Origin of the sequence: Bartonella sp. AP65SXKL (genome assembly GCF_042195725.1) — a bacterium.
GTDB lineage: Bacteria > Pseudomonadota > Alphaproteobacteria > Rhizobiales > Rhizobiaceae > Bartonella.
The window spans coordinates 40,580-56,797 of the sequence record NZ_JBHIOW010000002.1 but is presented as its reverse complement, the minus strand read 5'-3'; the positions used below and the strand labels follow the sequence as shown (position 1 = coordinate 56,797).

The window sequence follows — 16,218 nt, the reverse complement described above, 5'->3', positions numbered from 1 at the left end:
TTCTTGTTGCTCGTCATTTCACGTGTTTCTCTTCATGGGACTATAAGATCTTACTTTCTTTTAAACTTTACATTTCTACACTTAGTTAGTGCAAAAGAAATGAACTCAAATAGAATCAATATTTTTTATCCATGTGTCCTACATCACAATTTTTGAGGAGACATTTCACAGCATTTGAAGTTCTGTTTATTTGATTTGAACAATTGATTTTCGTACGTTTTTTAGTTTTTACAGATATCGATTTTACAGAGCCTTTCTTAAGTGCTTCGTTTAAAAACTCTCCTTTTTTATTTTATATATTGTTTAATAAAAAACATTTTTTCAACTATTTTCAATGGTGTCTTGTTAAAGCAACATATTGATTATAAATATAAATTACCGTTTTTCATATTGAATAAAAGCCCTTACTATCCTAAATCTCTTTTATTTGGAATCTGTTCATGTTGAATCCATTAAAACAATGTCTCTTGCAAGACACAAGTCAATAATCTTGATTGATTTAATATGAACAGATTTTCAACCAGAGAATCTTGCGATATTCGGAGTATCATTTAGCATTCAAAAAGACAATTTATCATTATACATCAATATATTATATAAAAATCCAATTCAATAGCTCTTATAACCGTGCAAAACAGATGCAATATTGGAGGTTGAAAATAGTGTGATGATACTTGCCGCTCTTCTCATAAACGCAAAAATAGTGAATATTTTATAAGGGATTGTATTACATAGTTTCTGTGAAAATAGAAAAGTTTTTAAGTATAGTCTTTTTATCTTGCAAAAATATGGCAAAAAATGGAAATATTTTTTATTAAAATGAACTATTTCCTTACCAATTTGTAAGGTTCCTTCTTCATATAAATCTCTTGTAATTTTTAAATAAATCTCCATAATAAGAGCATATATGCTGGAATTCTGTCAGTGATTCTTAAGGGTTTTTGTATTTGCCCAATTAAGGCTTATACCAAGCTTATCTGTGTAATGACAGAGACACCTTTAAAGCCCTATACCTGACAGAACATATGCTAAAGGATTTTATATTATGGCTAATTTTAAAGATTTACGTTCGGCACCTGCTTCTCATGCCGATGCATCAATTGATCAGGGATTACGCGACTATATGTTGGGTGTCTACAATGCAATGGCCATTGGTTTGCTTATTACAGCTGCTGCCGCTTATGCAATTGTATCATTAGCAACGACAACAGATATGAGCCAAGCAGCAGCTCAAATCAATAGCAGTGTTTATCTAACACCATTTGGAGTAACATTTTATACATCGCCATTCTCTTATATTGTTATGTTTGCACCACTCATAGCAGTCTTATTTCTCAGTTTTAAAATTAATACATTGAGCACAAATGCTGCTCGTAGTCTCTTTTTTGGTTATGCTGCTCTGGTTGGTCTTTCACTGTCTTCAATCGTTTTGCGCTATACGACAGAAAGTGTTGTGCAAACCTTTGTCATTTCCGCCGCAACTTTTGGAGCTCTTTCACTTTATGGATACACAACAAAGCGTGATCTCACAGCAATCGGTTCATTCTTATTCATTGGATTGATCGGCTTGTTGCTTTCCATGATTGTGAACATTTTTCTTGGATCAAGCGCTTTGCAGTTTGCTATTTCTGTGATTGGTGTTTTTATCTTTGCTGGTTTAACAGCCTACGATACCCAGAGCATTAAGTTGATGTATTATGAAGGAGATGAAAGCGATACCAGAGGACGTAAAGTTATTATGGGCGCGCTGAATCTTTATCTTGATTTCATCAATATGTTTGTCTTCTTGCTACAGTTTCTTGGCTCAAACCGTGATTGATTGCAAAAATCATTACTTAATTAAAGAACCTTGTTTCTTTTAGAAACAAGGTTCTTTTGTTTTTAGTGTAAATCTTTACCCTCTACTTCTTAGAAACTATTCTTTTCGCAAAATGACAAAAATCCCTTATAAGCAAAAATTCCCTTGGTTTACCGGTTTTATCCAACAAAAACTCCATAGCTCCTTTTTAAATACAATTCACAGCCGCTCTCATCATCAATCAAACATCGTCAATCAAAATAGTAATTATGATCTGACCGTTGCTTCCTATAATGTGCATAAATGTGTAGGTGTTGATAAAGTTTTTAATCCTACAAGAATTGTCCGTGTTATTACTGAATTACAAGTTGATATCCTTGCTCTTCAAGAAGCAGATAAACGTTTTGGGGAACGCATCGGTTTGATTAATCTTCAGCTATTAAAAGCTGAAACCGGTTTGATTCCTGTACCTCTTAATACTATGTCACCTCATGGCCATGGTTGGCATGGGAATGCTCTTTTTTTGCGAAAGGGATATGTACGTGATACTTTACAAGTCACTCTTCCTAGTATTGAACCACGTGGGGCTGTAATTGTAGAGTTGGAAATGGCAGCAGGCCCTATTCGTATTATTGCGGCTCATTTTGGCTTATTACGTTACTCTCGTAAACAACAAACAAAAATGCTCCTTGAAATTTTCCAAAAACGCCCCCTTATGCCTACACTCCTCATAGGAGATTTTAATGAATGGCGAATGGGAAAAGGCTCATCTTTAAATCATTTTTCTCCCTATTTTGATAGCACTTTTGAAGTTGTACCAAGCTTTCCCTCTCGTTTTCCTTTGTTAGCCCTTGATAGAGTTTTTTCTTTTCCCCACCAATTGGTAACAAGTATTGAAAATCATTATTCACCACTTGCACGCATTGCTTCAGATCATTTGCCTATCAAAGCCTATCTTAATCTTTCCAACGCAATCAATATTCTTAAAAATAAATAAAAAAATTAATGTGCCTCATCCCAATTTTGAGCCGTCATAACTTTTACTTCAAGCGGTACAGATAAAGATAGAACCGGTATTGTAGCATTTTCCATAACATTTTTAACAACAGTCATGGTTTTTTTACTTTCTTCTTCTGGTACTTCAAAAATCAGTTCATCATGAACTTGCAGCAACATTTTTGCTGATAGTTTTTCTGCTTTTAAAGCATCTTCCATATGTATCATAGCGCGGCGAATAATATCGGCCGCAGAACCTTGAATTGGAGCATTGATAGCTGCCCGCTCATTAAGAGAACGAATTTTTACATTCTTTGCTTTTATTTCTGGATAATGGATACGACGTCCAAAAATTGTTTCTACATAACCATTTTCACGTGCAAAGATTTTGGTCTTCTCCATATAATCTTTAATTCCTGGAAATCTTTCAAAATACAGTTGAATATAACGACCCGCTTCTTGGCGTGAAATTCCCAACTGATTGGCTAATCCAAAAGCTGAAATACCATAAATAATACCAAAATTAATCGCTTTTGCACGCCGTCGTATATCTGAATGCATTCCTTCTATCGCAACACCAAACATTTGTGATGCCGTTATAGCGTGAATATCATGCCCTTTAGCAAAAGCTTCTTTTAATGCTTTTATATCCGCAATATGTGCAAGAATGCGCAACTCAATCTGACTATAATCAGCAGAAAGTAACACATGTCCTTTGGGAGCAATAAAAGCTGTTCGAATTTTACGTCCTTCAGCAGTTCGCACTGGAATATTTTGCAAATTTGGCTCTGATGATGATAACCGACCTGTTGATGTTATTGCCAAAGAATAATTCGTGTGAACTCGCCCTGTTTTTGAAAAAATATAAGAAGGCAAGGCATCTGTATAGGTAGATTTTAGCTTTGAAAGTTGACGCCACTCAATAATTTTACGCGGTAAAATATGACCTTCAGCAGCCAACTCTTCTAAGGTCTGTGCAGAAGTTGACCATTGTCCACCCTTTGTTTTAGCGCCTCCAGGCAATCCCATTTTGCCAAAAAGGATATCCCCTAATTGCTTTGGCGAAGCAAGATTAAACTTTTCATCAGCTTGTTTGTAAATTTCCTCTTCTAGAATCAAAGCAGCTTGTGCCAACTCTCCTGAAAGACGCAATAAAATCTGCCTATCAATAAGAATCCCCCGTTCTTCCATTCTTGCAAGAACTTCTACAAGAGGTCGATCAAGACGCTCATAAATTTTTGTCATTCCACGAGCAACAAGTTGCGGTTTCAATACTTGCCAAAGACGTAGCTTTATATCAGCATCTTCCGCCGCATAAAGGGTTGCTTGTTTTAAATCTACTTGTGCAAAAGAAGTAATTTTTTTCCCGTTATGCGTTAAATCTTTATAGGCAATTGGTTTATGCTCAAGCCAACGTTCAGACAAATCATCCATATTATGGGCTAACATTCCAGCATCAAAAGCATATGATAAAAGCATGGTGTCGTCAAAAGAGCTTATCATAATGTCGTATTGCTTCATCACCAACCAATCATATTTTATATTATGACCAATTTTTAACACCGCTGAATCTTCTAATATCGGTTTTAAAAGTGCTAAAGCTTTTCGAGCCCCAATCTGTGAAGCAATGCGCCCGCCCCTCAAAAGGTCCTCTTCTCCTTCATCAAAATGTTCAAGAGGTATATAAGCTGCTTTTTCCGGCTGTAATGCGAGTGAAAAACCAACAAGCTTTGCTTGCATCGGATCAAGAGATGTTGTTTTAGTATCAAAAGCGAAAAAACCCTGCTCTTGTGCTTGTGATAACCAGTCTTTTAAAATTTCCTCATCAAGAATTGTTGTATAAGCATCTCTTGTAATTTTTTGAGTCAGCGCTTGATCTTTACGTTCTTGTGCAAAAACTTGTGGAGAATTTTCAGAAAAATTATGAAGGGATGCGCGCTCAGTATTCTTGATATCAGAATCATGCCTGATATCAGAATCATTCCTGGGGCTTAGTTTTTCCCATTCAACATTTATATCAAGTGCGTCAATAACAGCTGCATCGCATGTTGTTGCCTCTGCCACGCGACGCGTTAATGTTGAAAACTCCATCGCTTTCAAAAAAGCAATTAAAAGTGGACCATCTTGTGGCTCCAAAATAAAATCATCTAAATCATTATCTATAGGAACATCTGTTTTAAGCCTGACAAGTTCACGAGATATTTTAACTTGTTCTCTATAAGCTTGAATGTTTTCACGTCGTTTTGTTTGTTTAATTTCTGTTACGTTTTGCAATAGAAGATCAAGAGAACCAAATTCATTTAACAACTGAGCTGCAGTTTTTGGACCAATGCCTGGAATACCCGGTACATTATCCGTTGAATCTCCAATTAATGCTTGTAAATCAATCATTTTTTCAGGCGCAACACCCCATTTTTCTATAACTTCTGAGATACCTATATGCTTATCTTTCATTCCATCATACAAAGATACATGCGTATTTACGAGTTGCATAAGATCCTTATCGGAAGAAATAATGGTTGTTTTTGCCCCAACCTTTGTTGCCAACTTTGCATAGGTAGCAATTAAATCATCCGCTTCAAAGCCTTCCTTTTCAATACAAGGCAAATTAAAAGCCTTCGTTGCTTGGCGTATTAGCGCGAATTGAGGAATTAGATCTTCAGGAGGTTCAACGCGATTCGCTTTATATTCAGGATAAATTTGTTTCCGAAAAGTATCAGATGAATAATCAAAAATAACAGCAAAATGTGTTGGAACAACACCCGTAGCTGTATTACGAGCATCACAAAGTAATTTCCATAACATATTGCAAAAACCAGCTACTGCTCCTACAGGAAGTCCATCCTTTTTACGTTTTAAAGGCGGCAAAGCATAATAAGCACGAAAAATATAGCCTGATCCGTCAACCAAAAAAAGATGATCTGTTGCTTTCATGACAATTTTTTCTCCATTTCAGCTAAAAAAACAAATTACCCTTATATATTTTTTCACTTTGCCTCTAAAAAGCCATTTTTTCTCTTCATAAGACGTGAAGTCGTTGCACTTTATATTAAGTACCTAGAGCTTTTCTTTGCTGTTACAGGATTAATAGCTTTCATTTTGCTCCTCCTATGATAGCTGAGGTACGATGTAGCGACAGGGTCGTTGTGGTGTTCCCCTCCCCACAACGACCGTTTTTTTTGACATCGATATTCTTTAATTTCAATCGTGACTCTTTTAGATAAAAGATGATGTTATTCATGAATTTTGAAGTTATTCCACAGAGCTTTTTCACCCATTTTGTAGATAAAATCAGCGTGTAACTTTTTTTCTTGCATACTCAATCTTGAAGGTAAAGCCTGCGGGCGAATTTTAACGGCATAAGATGTATCTTTATCGTTCTGGATATGTTCATCAATACCCCTTCTGTTATCAAAACCCAATACACCTTGCTTTCCACCAATGAGCTCAATATAAACATCGGCTAGAATCTCTGCATCAAGCAAAGCACCATGAAGAACACGATGGCTGTTATCAATTCCAAAACGTTTGCATAAAATATCAAGAGAATTAGGACCCATAGGAAATTTACGCCGCGCCATAGCCAATGTATCAAGAATATTATCAACACTGATAAGCGGTTTGTTGACGCGTTTTAATTCTGCATTAATAAAACCAATATCAAAACTCGCATTATGCGCAATCATTGTCGCGTCTTTGATAAATTCCAAAAATTCATCAACAATATCACTAAAACTTTTCTCGTTTTTCAAGCGTTCATTGGTTAATCCGTGAATTGCTACAACTTCATCAGGAATAATAACGCCTTCAGGGTTTAAATAAACATGAAATTGGCGTCCTGTGAGATAACGATCAACCATTTCTACACAACCAATTTCGATTATGCGATCTTTCTCTTTATCTAAACCTGTTGTTTCTGTATCAAAAATAATTTCACGCATAATTTTAATTCTTTAGCAATTTTTTTATCACATCAAAAACCTGTTGACGTGTATTCTCTAAATCTTTCCCTGTATCAATAATAAAATCAGCGCGTTCTCGTTTTTTTTCATCTGGCATTTGTTGAGCGTTGATAAAGGAAAATTTTTTCTCATTCATACCTTGGCGAATCATTACACGTTCTTTTTGTATTTCTGGTGGAGCAGAAACAACAATAACGCTATCCACACGACTTTCACCATTTTTTTCAAACAGAAGTGGAATATCAAGAATAACTAATTTTTTCCCTTGTTCACGCGCTATATCAATAAATTCCCTTTCTTTTTCTTGCACCAAAGGATGAATTATTTTTTCTAATGTTTGTAATTTTTCCTTATCATCAATCAAAATTTCAGAAAGTTTCAAACGGTTAACTTCTCCGTTTTCAACAACACCTGGAAAAATACGCTCTATGAATGACAAAGCTGGCTCACTTTTATAAAGCTGTTGTACTGCTTCATCAGCACTAAAAACAGAAATACCCGCTTGCTTGAAAAAATCAGCAACTGTTGATTTTCCCATAGCAATTGATCCCGTTAATCCTATGATCTTCATTCTCTTTTTTCACTCATATCCTCTAAAATAGCTGTCCGTAACGCTTTTGTTACCTGTGGTCTTATTCCGAACCACTGTTCAAACCCTATAACAGCCTGATGTAGAAGCATCCCAAGTCCATCAACCGTCTTGAGATCACAAGCCTTTGCCTGTTGTAAAAAAGGAGTTATCAATGGTGTATAAATAATATCTGTTACTAATGCCGTTTTTTTTGCTTTATGAAAATCGCAAAAAAAAGAATCACTTTTTTCTTCTGGACTTTTTATGCCAATAGAGGTTGTATTAACAATCAAATCAGCTTGATGAAGTATTTCATGGATTTTATGCCAATCGTAAACTTTAATGATTTTTCCAAAATGCTGAGCTAAATTATCAGCACGTTGTTTTGTACGGTTAATTAAATAAATCTGTTCAAATCCGCGTCTTTTTAAGGCATATATGATAGCGCGTGCGGCACCACCTGCTCCAAAAACAAGAGCTGTTTCCCCTCCCCAATCAGATACAAAATCATCAAGATTAGCGCTAAAACCATAGGCATCACTATTCGTGGCACAAAGCTTATCTCCTTCATACCAAAGTGTATTAACAGCACCAATCATTGTTGCTCTCTCATCTTTATAATCTGCTAAACGAAAAGCTTCCTGTTTATAAGGCAAAGTAACATTTCCTCCACAAAAGCCTATTTTTTGTAAAGACGCAATAAAATGACTGAACTCTTCAGATGTTACTTCTTGTGCAAGATATTCTCCTTGTAAACCATATTGTTTAAGCCAAAAATTGTGAATTCTTGGCGATTTTGAATGATGAATAGGAGAACCAACAACAAAAGCACGCGGATAATTTGTTTTTTTTATTGTTAAGTCAACCATCAATAATTCCTAAGTGGCGCAGTTTTATGAGTAGAGGCAGCAAAGGTAAACCAACAATGGTAAAAAAATCTCCTTCAATTTTTTCAAAGAGATGAATTCCTTCTCCTTCAATTTGATATACTCCCACGCTGTTTAAAACATCTTTTCCTACGCGTGCTAAATAACGTTCAATAAATTCTGATGAGAGTAAACGAACAGACATATGTGCACTAAAAGCTTCAACCCAAATTTTTTGACCATTTTTAAATAAAGCTACCGCACTATGAAGAGAATGGGTTTTTCCTGATAATTCACATAAACGTTGATGTGCTTCTTTAATATTTGTTGCTTTGTGAAAAACTTGACCTTCAAAATCAAGAACTTGATCACAACCAATAACGAAAGCATCAGGAAAACGATCTGAAACATTTTTTGCTTTTGCGCTCGCAAGAAAACAGCTGAGTTCTTTAGGTGTTTTTTCTTTTGCTTTTTTTTCTACTTCTCTTTCATCAAAAGAAGCTCCTTCAATGGAAAAATTTAAGCCTGCTTTTTTTAATAATTTTGCACGATAAAAACTAAGAGATGCTAATATTAAAGTATCTGCGTTCATGAGAATTTTCTCTCATTTCCTTCACGAAATCGTGATAACAGTTCAAATATTGCAGCAGCAGTTTCTTCAATAGAACGTCTTGTGACATCAATAATAGGCCAACCAAAACGTTCGCAAATGCGTTTTGCATGGATTAATTCTTCAGCTATGTTGATACGATTAGTATAATTATCAAGAGCAAAACCTTCTCCTAAATCTCTATTTTGACGAATATGTGAGATTCTTTCAGCTGAAGCAATTAAACCAATAATTAAAGAATTTTTTACCTCTAAAAGAGATTCTGGCAAATCAATTCCTGGAATAAGAGGAACATTAGCCGTTTTGATTCCGCGATTTGCTAAATAGATGCTTGTTGGTGTTTTAGAGGTTCTTGAAATTCCCACAAGGATCACATCTGCTTCGGATAAGCTACTGGAAGACTGTCCATCATCATGCTCTATTGTAAAATCCAGTGCCTCAATACGGCGAAAATAATCTGCATTAAGATCATGTTGTGCGCTCGCACGTAAATGTGTTGGCATTCCAAGGTAAGACTGAAAAGCATTTAAAACAGGATGCAATATATCAATACAGGGAACTTCTATTTTTTTGCATTTTTTTTGAAGGAGTAGTTTAAGTTCTTCATCAATCATTGTGTAAAGAACAATACCTGGCTCTTGTTGTATTTCATCAAGAGCTTTCTGTAACTGTATTCTATTACGAATCATAGGATAGATATGCTCTGTTGCCTGAATCATTGCATATTGCGATGCTACAGCTCTTCCAACAGAAATTAATGTTTCTCCTGTTGCATCAGAAAGCATGTGTAAATGAAAGAATTTTTTTTCTTTTGTCACAAAAATTTTAACTCCTTGTTAAGACATGTGTATATATACTCACCGTTTTTTATAAAACTAAAATTTATGAAAAATTCTCCTTTTTTATGCACAAATTAAATGCTTGTGATAATTTAATCCCTCTTATAAAAAAAGAGGGGATAATATCTTTAAGATAGTGATATTTTTATTCTTTTTTCAGTTCCTTTTGTGGATAAAATTGAGGATAAATAATAATCCACACTAAACACAGTTATAAATAAGAATAATCCTTTCTTTAATATAAATTTATTAATATAAATTTCTGTAAAAAATACTTTTGAATAGCATTTCATTAATGCTATAATCCTAACTCACATTTTTGTTATTAAAATAATTAAATACTATTTGGATTTTATATTTTTTCAAGTTTTTCATATAATTACTTAATATTACAGGAACAAATTTCATATAAATGGTACTTGCAGATTAAAAAAATTGAGTGTAGGATATTTTTTCTTAATAATATTTCACTCATAAATTTCCATAAATTATTTAGAACAATCTTCTCCTTAATTACAAAGAGCATATTTCATGCAAAAAATGAAACTACAAGAACTTAAAAGCAAAAATCCCGTTGAGCTTGTTTCTTTTGCTGAAACATTAGAAGTTGAAAATGCCTCCCTTATGCGCAAACAAGAATTAATGTTTGCTATCTTGAAAAAACTTGCTCTACAAGACGTTGAAATTATAGGAGAAGGTGTTGTTGAAGTTTTACAAGACGGATTTGGATTTTTGAGATCTGCTGATGCTAATTATCTTCCTGGTCCTGATGATATTTATCTTTCACCTGCACAAATACAGTCGTTTTCTTTAAAAACAGGCGATACAATTGAAGGTCCCATACGCAGTCCAAAAGAGGGAGAACGTTATTTTGCTCTCCTTAAAATTAATACAATTAATTTCGAAAAACCTGAAAAGATTCGTTATAAAATCCACTTTGATAATCTTACTCCTCTTTATTCAAATGAACGTTTCCAAATGGAAATACAAGATCCTACAGAGAAAGATATGTCATCACGCGTGATTGATTTGATATCTCCATTGGGAAAAGGACAAAGAGGGTTAATTGTAGCTCCTCCTCGGACGGGAAAAACAGTTTTACTTCAAAATATTGCTCATTCTATTACCACTAATCATCCTGAATGTTATCTCATTGTTCTTTTAATTGATGAACGACCAGAAGAAGTTACTGATATGCAGCGTTCAGTAAAAGGAGAAGTGGTTTCTTCTACTTTTGATGAACCTGCAATACGTCACGTACAAGTGGCAGAAATGGTCATTGAAAAAGCCAAACGTCTCGTTGAATATGGGCGTGATGTTGTTATTCTTCTCGATTCTATTACACGTCTTGGGCGTGCATATAATACAGTTGTTCCTTCTTCAGGTAAAGTTTTAACAGGTGGTGTGGATGCAAATGCCCTCCAGCGTCCAAAGCGTTTTTTTGGTGCAGCACGTAATATTGAAGAAGGCGGATCTTTAACCATTATTGCAACGGCTTTGATTGATACAGGAAGTCGTATGGATGAGGTTATTTTTGAAGAATTTAAAGGAACAGGTAATTCGGAAATTGTTCTTGATCGAAAAGTTGCTGATAAACGTATTTTCCCTGCTATGGATATTTTAAAGTCAGGAACGCGTAAGGAAGAACTTCTGGTAGAACGACAAGATTTACACAAAATTTTTGTTCTTCGTCGTATTTTAGCATCTATGAATGTAACAGATGCAATTGAATTTTTGATTGATAAATTAAAGCAAACAAAAAATAATAGTGAATTTTTTGATTCAATGAATACGTAGAGTCATTAAAGTTTTTATTAGGATAAAACCTGTGGATACAATCTTTGCTGTTTCGAGTGGATTGTTACCTTCAGGGGTTGCAGTCATTCGGCTTTCTGGTCCTCATGTTGTGGATATAGTTAAAACGCTTTGTGGTCGTTTACCTAAAGCACGTTTTATGCATTATGGAAATCTTACTGCTCGTGATGGTAGTTTTTTAGATTCTGGTTTAACTGTTTTTTTTCCTGCTCCTCATAGTTTTACGGGGGAAGATTGTGCAGAATTCCATTTACATGGAGGAAAAGCAGTCGTTAATCGTTTTCTCGATGAATTGTCGACATTTTCTGGATGCCGTATTGCAGAAGCAGGTGAATTTTCACGTCGTGCTTTTATGGAAGGAAAATTAGATCTTGTTCAAGCAGAAGGTCTTTCTGATTTAATAGAAGCAGAAACGGAAAGCCAACGGCGTTTAGCTGTTATGGGTACAAGTGGACATTTAACGACGCTTTATCGTGATTGGCGTCATAAGCTTATGAAGGCGCGTGCTTTTATTGAGGCAGAACTTGATTTTGTTGATGAAGCAGATATTCCCAACGCAATATCTGATAAAGTTTGGAAAGATGTTCAGGATCTTTGTACTTCTATTCGGGAATATATTACTGAAGGAGAACGTGCGAGTATTTTACGTGATGGATTAAAAATTGTTATTGCTGGTGCTCCAAATTCTGGAAAATCAAGCATTATGAATCGTCTTTCAGGAAGATCTGTTGCTATTGTAACGGAAGAAGCAGGAACAACCCGTGATGCTTTAGAAATGAGAATTATTCTTGGTGGTTTACCTATTTTTTTAACCGATACTGCTGGTTTTAGAAAAACAGAAAATAAAATAGAACAGATGGGAATAGAAATTGCTAAACAGCATGTTAGGGAAGCTGATTTGGTTATTTTGGTTTATGATATAGGAAATCCTAAGCAAGTTGATTTACCAGAAACATCGGCTGAAATATGGTGTGTTGGCAATAAGCTTGATCTTTATGAAAAAAATGATCAGCGTTGGTCTATACAATTTTCCGCATTAACTGGTTTAAATTTTGATTATTTTATAAAAGAACTTGAATTATTTTGTCATCATCGTGCTTCTGAAATTGGAAATATTGTTCCAGCACGTAAAAGGCAACTTCAATTATTAAAGGAGGCTGTTAAAGAGATTGAATTTTCTCTTAATTATCATTCTCTTGATCTCAGTTTACGTGCAGAACATCTCCGTTGTGCAAGTGATTTTCTTGGGAAAATTACAGGGGATATTGATGTTGAAGATTTGCTTGATATTATTTTTTCAGAATTTTGTGTTGGTAAATAATGATTCACGTGAAACATTGATTATTTCATAGACAGATTCTAAAGATTATGTAATTTATATCTTGTTTCACGTGAAACCTTAGAATATTTTCTACGGAATTAATTAAATGCAATCATATGATGTTATTATTGTTGGTGGTGGTCATGCTGGCTGTGAAGCGGCTTCAGCTTCAGCACGTGTAGGAGCCAAAACAGCGATTGTTACACATAAAATATCAGCACTGGGAACAATGTCGTGTAATCCTGCTATTGGTGGACTTGGAAAAGGGCATCTAGTTCGTGAAATAGATGCGTTAGATGGTCTTATGGGAAGAGCAGCGGATGCTGCTGGAATTCAGTTTAGACTACTTAATAGACGTAAAGGACCGGCAGTAAGAGGACCACGGACACAGGCAGATAGACAACTTTATAAAAAAGCAATTCAAAAATTATTAAAAGAACAAGAAAATCTTACTCTTATTGAGGATGAAGTTATTGATCTGGTTGTTAAAGATAATTGTGTATCAGGTGTTATTTTAAAAAAACAAGGAACAATTTTTTCTGGTGCTGTTGTTTTAACAACAGGTACGTTTTTAAATGGCTTTATTCATATTGGTAATAAAACATGGGCTGCTGGTCGTATGGGAGATCAGTCAAGTGTAAAACTTGCTGAACATTTGAAAAAATATCATATAAAACTTGGACGATTAAAAACAGGAACCCCTGCTCGTTTGAGTAAAAAAACAATTGCTTGGGAAGCTCTCCAAAAACAACAAGCAGATGAAAATCCCATACCCTTTTCTCTTTTAACAGAGAAAATTGAACAACCACAAATTGAATGTGCAATAACACGTACAAATGAGAAAACACATCAAATTATTCGCGAGAATATTTATCGCTCTGCTTTATATTCTGGAAATATTGAAGGGTTAGGACCACGTTATTGTCCTTCTGTTGAAGATAAAATTGTTAAATTTGGAGAACGTGATGGACATCAGATCTTTCTGGAACCAGAAGGATTAAATGATGATACTGTTTATCCAAATGGTCTTTCTACTTCTCTTCCTGAAGATGTACAAATTTCTCTATTGAAGACCATTGAAGGATTGGAAAATGCTATAGTTTTGCAACCTGGTTATGCTATTGAATATGATTTTGTTAATCCACAACAATTAACGAGAAACTTAGAATTACGTTCTTTACCGGGTTTGTTCTTAGCAGGCCAAATTAATGGTACAACAGGATATGAAGAAGCAGCAGCACAAGGACTTTTAGCTGGATTAAATGCTGCACGTAAAGTAGGTAAATTAGATGAAATACTTATAAGTCGTTCTACTGCTTATATTGGTGTTATGATTGATGATTTGGTTTCACGTGGTGTTTGTGAACCTTATAGGATGTTTACATCACGTGCTGAATTTCGTTTATCTTTACGATCTGATAATGCTGATACGCGTTTAACACCTTTGGCACAAAAATGGGGTATTGTGAGTAAAATACGTTGGGAATGTTATCAGAAAAAACAACAACGGCTTGATCAAGCACGATCAATATGTCAAAATCTTTTTTTAACACCCAATGAAGCTTCTGCTCATGGATTACATGTTAATCATGATGGAATTCGGCGTTCGGCTTATGATTTTCTTGCTTATCCTCATATGACCTTAGAGCGTCTTTCAGATTTTTGGCCACAATTAAAAACAATTGATTCTAAAACAGCAGAATCTTTAGAAATTGAAGCACAATATGCGGTTTATTTAGATAAACAAGCACAAGATATTGCCTCTCTTCAGAGAGATGAGCGTTTAGAAATTCCTTCTTCTCTCGATGTTCAGGCAATTTCAGGTCTTTCAAATGAACTTAAATCAAAAATTCAAGAAGTGTCGCCGCGTTCAATTGCTGATGCACAAAAAATTGATGGCATGACACCCGCCGCGTTATCGCTTATTATTACACATATTCAACGTCAACGACGTGAAAAGGCTAAAACAGCTTAATGAATTTTTCTACAGAAAAAAAATATCAACAATTATTAAATATTGTTCCTTCTGTTTCACGTGAAACGATGGAAAATTTAATTCAGTTTGAGTCTTTAATACTTCAGTGGAATGCACATATTAATTTGATATCTGCTACAACTATACCAGATCTATGGACACGACATATTCTAGATTCAGCACAAATTTTTCCTTTGTATGCTCATTCTTTACATTGGTGTGATTTAGGATCAGGAGGAGGTTTTCCTGCAATTGTGATTGCTATCTTTTTGAAAGAAAAAAAAGCAGGACATATTAATCTTGTTGAAAGTAATGGGAAAAAAGTTGCTTTTTTGCGAACAGTTATTGCTCAACTTAATCTTCCAGCAACGGTTTATCACGCGAGAATTGAAGATATATATCAAAAAATTCCCATATCTGATATTATAACGGCACGGGGATTAGCGCCGCTTGATACTCTTTTACAACTCATTTTTCCTTTATTAACAGAAAAAACAATAGCTCTTTTGCAAAAAGGTCGGGATTACGCTACAGAAATAAAAAATGCCTCTGCCAATTGGCACTTTGATCTGTTAAAACATAAAAGTAAAGTTGATGAAAATTCTGTTATTTTGGAAATTTCTCATATTCGATCATATAGAGGGTAGAGCAAAATGAGCGAAACACGAATTATCGCTATTGCAAACCAAAAGGGTGGAGTCGGAAAAACAACCACAGCAATTAATCTTGCTACAGCTTTAGCGGCTATTGGTGAAAATGTCCTTATTATGGATGTTGATCCACAAGGTAATGCTAGTACAGGTTTAGGGATTGATCGTAATAGCCGTCCTTTATCTTCTTATGATGTTTTGGTTTCGGGCGTTTCAATTACACAGGCGGCTTTAAAAACAGCCGTACCCAATCTTTATATAGTTCCCTCTACACTTGATCTCTTAGGTGTGGAAATGGAAATTTCTTCATCAAAAGATCGCATACAACGCTTACGTAAAGCTCTCTATGATGATCCGGAAATGGAAAAAAAATTCAATTATATTTTAATTGATTGTCCTCCCTCCCTTAATCTTTTAACACTTAATGCTATGGGGGCTGCGGATTCTGTTTTAGTGCCTATGCAGTGTGAATTTTTAGCACTTGAAGGTTTAAGTCAATTACTTGAAACAGTAAAACAAGTGCGATCCGTACTTAATCCATCTTTAGAGATCCAAGGTATTGTTCTAACAATGTATGATGGACGTAATAACCTTTCAAATCAAGTTGTTGAAGATGTACGTTCTTTTATGGGAGATAAAGTTTATCGTACTGTTATTCCACGAAATGTAAGAGTATCAGAAGCGCCTTCTTTTGGCAAACCTGTATTGCTTTATGATCTTAAATGTGCTGGGAGCCAAGCTTATTTGCGTCTAGCATCAGAAATGATTCAACGTGAAAAACAAGCACGTGCTGCTGCTTAAAAATGTAAAATTTT

13 protein-coding genes are annotated in these 16,218 nt (G+C 34.9%); 7 read left to right on the top strand and 6 right to left on the bottom strand.

Going from position 1 to position 16,218, the window contains the following annotated elements:
• Positions 1 to 1,045: 1,045 nt before the first annotated feature.
• On the top strand, positions 1,046 to 1,819 hold the full coding sequence (locus ACFIMP_RS01710) for a Bax inhibitor-1/YccA family protein (protein ID WP_375611347.1): 774 nt from the start codon (positions 1,046 to 1,048) through the stop codon (positions 1,817 to 1,819).
• A 112-nt stretch (positions 1,820 to 1,931) separates the two neighbouring features.
• A complete protein-coding gene (locus ACFIMP_RS01705) occupies positions 1,932 to 2,795 on the top strand; it encodes an endonuclease/exonuclease/phosphatase family protein (RefSeq protein ID WP_375612773.1) in 864 nt (287 codons plus the stop codon).
• A 5-nt stretch (positions 2,796 to 2,800) separates the two neighbouring features.
• Here ACFIMP_RS01705 and polA read toward each other — a convergent pair whose 3' ends face one another.
• The 6 genes from polA to ACFIMP_RS01675 all read right to left on the bottom strand — a co-directional run bounded on the left by polA (position 2,801) and on the right by ACFIMP_RS01675 (position 9,621).
• A complete protein-coding gene (gene polA, locus ACFIMP_RS01700; RefSeq protein ID WP_375685929.1) occupies positions 2,801 to 5,728 on the bottom strand; it encodes a DNA polymerase I in 2,928 nt (975 codons plus the stop codon).
• A gap of 299 nt (positions 5,729 to 6,027) precedes the next feature.
• Positions 6,028 to 6,735, bottom strand: coding sequence for a DNA polymerase III subunit epsilon (gene dnaQ / locus ACFIMP_RS01695; RefSeq protein ID WP_375629128.1), 708 nt, complete (start codon positions 6,733 to 6,735; stop codon positions 6,028 to 6,030).
• A gap of 4 nt (positions 6,736 to 6,739) precedes the next feature.
• Positions 6,740 to 7,327 (bottom strand): dephospho-CoA kinase, encoded by a 588-nt coding sequence (coaE, locus tag ACFIMP_RS01690; protein ID WP_375685928.1) that lies wholly within the window; start codon positions 7,325 to 7,327, stop codon positions 6,740 to 6,742.
• On the bottom strand, positions 7,324 to 8,196 hold the full coding sequence (locus ACFIMP_RS01685; protein ID WP_375629126.1) for a shikimate dehydrogenase: 873 nt from the start codon (positions 8,194 to 8,196) through the stop codon (positions 7,324 to 7,326). Before ACFIMP_RS01685 ends, coaE begins: the two co-directional genes overlap by 4 nt.
• Positions 8,189 to 8,785: a Maf family nucleotide pyrophosphatase gene (locus ACFIMP_RS01680; protein WP_375611343.1), complete on the bottom strand. Its 597-nt coding sequence runs from the start codon at positions 8,783 to 8,785 to the stop codon at positions 8,189 to 8,191. The genes ACFIMP_RS01685 and ACFIMP_RS01680 overlap by 8 nt, the downstream gene beginning before the upstream one ends.
• The gene (locus tag ACFIMP_RS01675) at positions 8,782 to 9,621 is read right to left on the bottom strand and encodes a pyruvate, water dikinase regulatory protein (protein WP_375612767.1); all 840 of its coding nucleotides are present in this window, start codon (positions 9,619 to 9,621) and stop codon (positions 8,782 to 8,784) included. The genes ACFIMP_RS01680 and ACFIMP_RS01675 overlap by 4 nt, the downstream gene beginning before the upstream one ends.
• 552 nt (positions 9,622 to 10,173) lie before the next feature.
• Here ACFIMP_RS01675 and rho point away from each other — a divergent pair.
• From rho to ACFIMP_RS01650, 5 genes are all read left to right on the top strand, one after another.
• Positions 10,174 to 11,439 carry a transcription termination factor Rho gene (rho, locus tag ACFIMP_RS01670; RefSeq protein ID WP_015857121.1) on the top strand — a complete coding sequence of 422 codons (1,266 nt, stop codon included), beginning with the start codon at positions 10,174 to 10,176 and terminating at the stop codon, positions 11,437 to 11,439.
• A 31-nt stretch (positions 11,440 to 11,470) separates the two neighbouring features.
• Complete coding sequence (gene mnmE / locus ACFIMP_RS01665; RefSeq protein WP_375685927.1) at positions 11,471 to 12,778, top strand: tRNA uridine-5-carboxymethylaminomethyl(34) synthesis GTPase MnmE; 1,308 nt, start codon at positions 11,471 to 11,473, stop codon at positions 12,776 to 12,778.
• A gap of 106 nt (positions 12,779 to 12,884) precedes the next feature.
• Positions 12,885 to 14,753, top strand: a complete 1,869-nt coding sequence (gene mnmG / locus ACFIMP_RS01660) for a tRNA uridine-5-carboxymethylaminomethyl(34) synthesis enzyme MnmG (RefSeq protein WP_375685926.1) — start codon at positions 12,885 to 12,887, stop codon at positions 14,751 to 14,753.
• Positions 14,753 to 15,400, top strand: a complete 648-nt coding sequence (rsmG, locus tag ACFIMP_RS01655; protein WP_375611339.1) for a 16S rRNA (guanine(527)-N(7))-methyltransferase RsmG — start codon at positions 14,753 to 14,755, stop codon at positions 15,398 to 15,400. The genes mnmG and rsmG overlap by 1 nt, the downstream gene beginning before the upstream one ends.
• A gap of 6 nt (positions 15,401 to 15,406) precedes the next feature.
• Positions 15,407 to 16,204: a ParA family protein gene (locus ACFIMP_RS01650; protein ID WP_273790170.1), complete on the top strand. Its 798-nt coding sequence runs from the start codon at positions 15,407 to 15,409 to the stop codon at positions 16,202 to 16,204.
• Positions 16,205 to 16,218 lie beyond the last annotated feature (14 nt).

Coding starts and splice junctions, on each gene's coding strand:
- ACFIMP_RS01710 (WP_375611347.1), top strand. CDS start 1,046: ATGGCTAATTTTAAAGATTTACGTTCGGCACCTGCTTCTCATGCCGAT.
- ACFIMP_RS01705 (WP_375612773.1), top strand. CDS start 1,932: ATGACAAAAATCCCTTATAAGCAAAAATTCCCTTGGTTTACCGGTTTT.
- polA (WP_375685929.1), bottom strand. CDS start 5,728: ATGAAAGCAACAGATCATCTTTTTTTGGTTGACGGATCAGGCTATATT.
- dnaQ (WP_375629128.1), bottom strand. CDS start 6,735: ATGCGTGAAATTATTTTTGATACAGAAACAACAGGTTTAGATAAAGAG.
- coaE (WP_375685928.1), bottom strand. CDS start 7,327: ATGAAGATCATAGGATTAACGGGATCAATTGCTATGGGAAAATCAACA.
- ACFIMP_RS01685 (WP_375629126.1), bottom strand. CDS start 8,196: ATGGTTGACTTAACAATAAAAAAAACAAATTATCCGCGTGCTTTTGTT.
- ACFIMP_RS01680 (WP_375611343.1), bottom strand. CDS start 8,785: ATGAACGCAGATACTTTAATATTAGCATCTCTTAGTTTTTATCGTGCA.
- rho (WP_015857121.1), top strand. CDS start 10,174: ATGCAAAAAATGAAACTACAAGAACTTAAAAGCAAAAATCCCGTTGAG.
- mnmG (WP_375685926.1), top strand. CDS start 12,885: ATGCAATCATATGATGTTATTATTGTTGGTGGTGGTCATGCTGGCTGT.
- rsmG (WP_375611339.1), top strand. CDS start 14,753: ATGAATTTTTCTACAGAAAAAAAATATCAACAATTATTAAATATTGTT.
- ACFIMP_RS01650 (WP_273790170.1), top strand. CDS start 15,407: ATGAGCGAAACACGAATTATCGCTATTGCAAACCAAAAGGGTGGAGTC.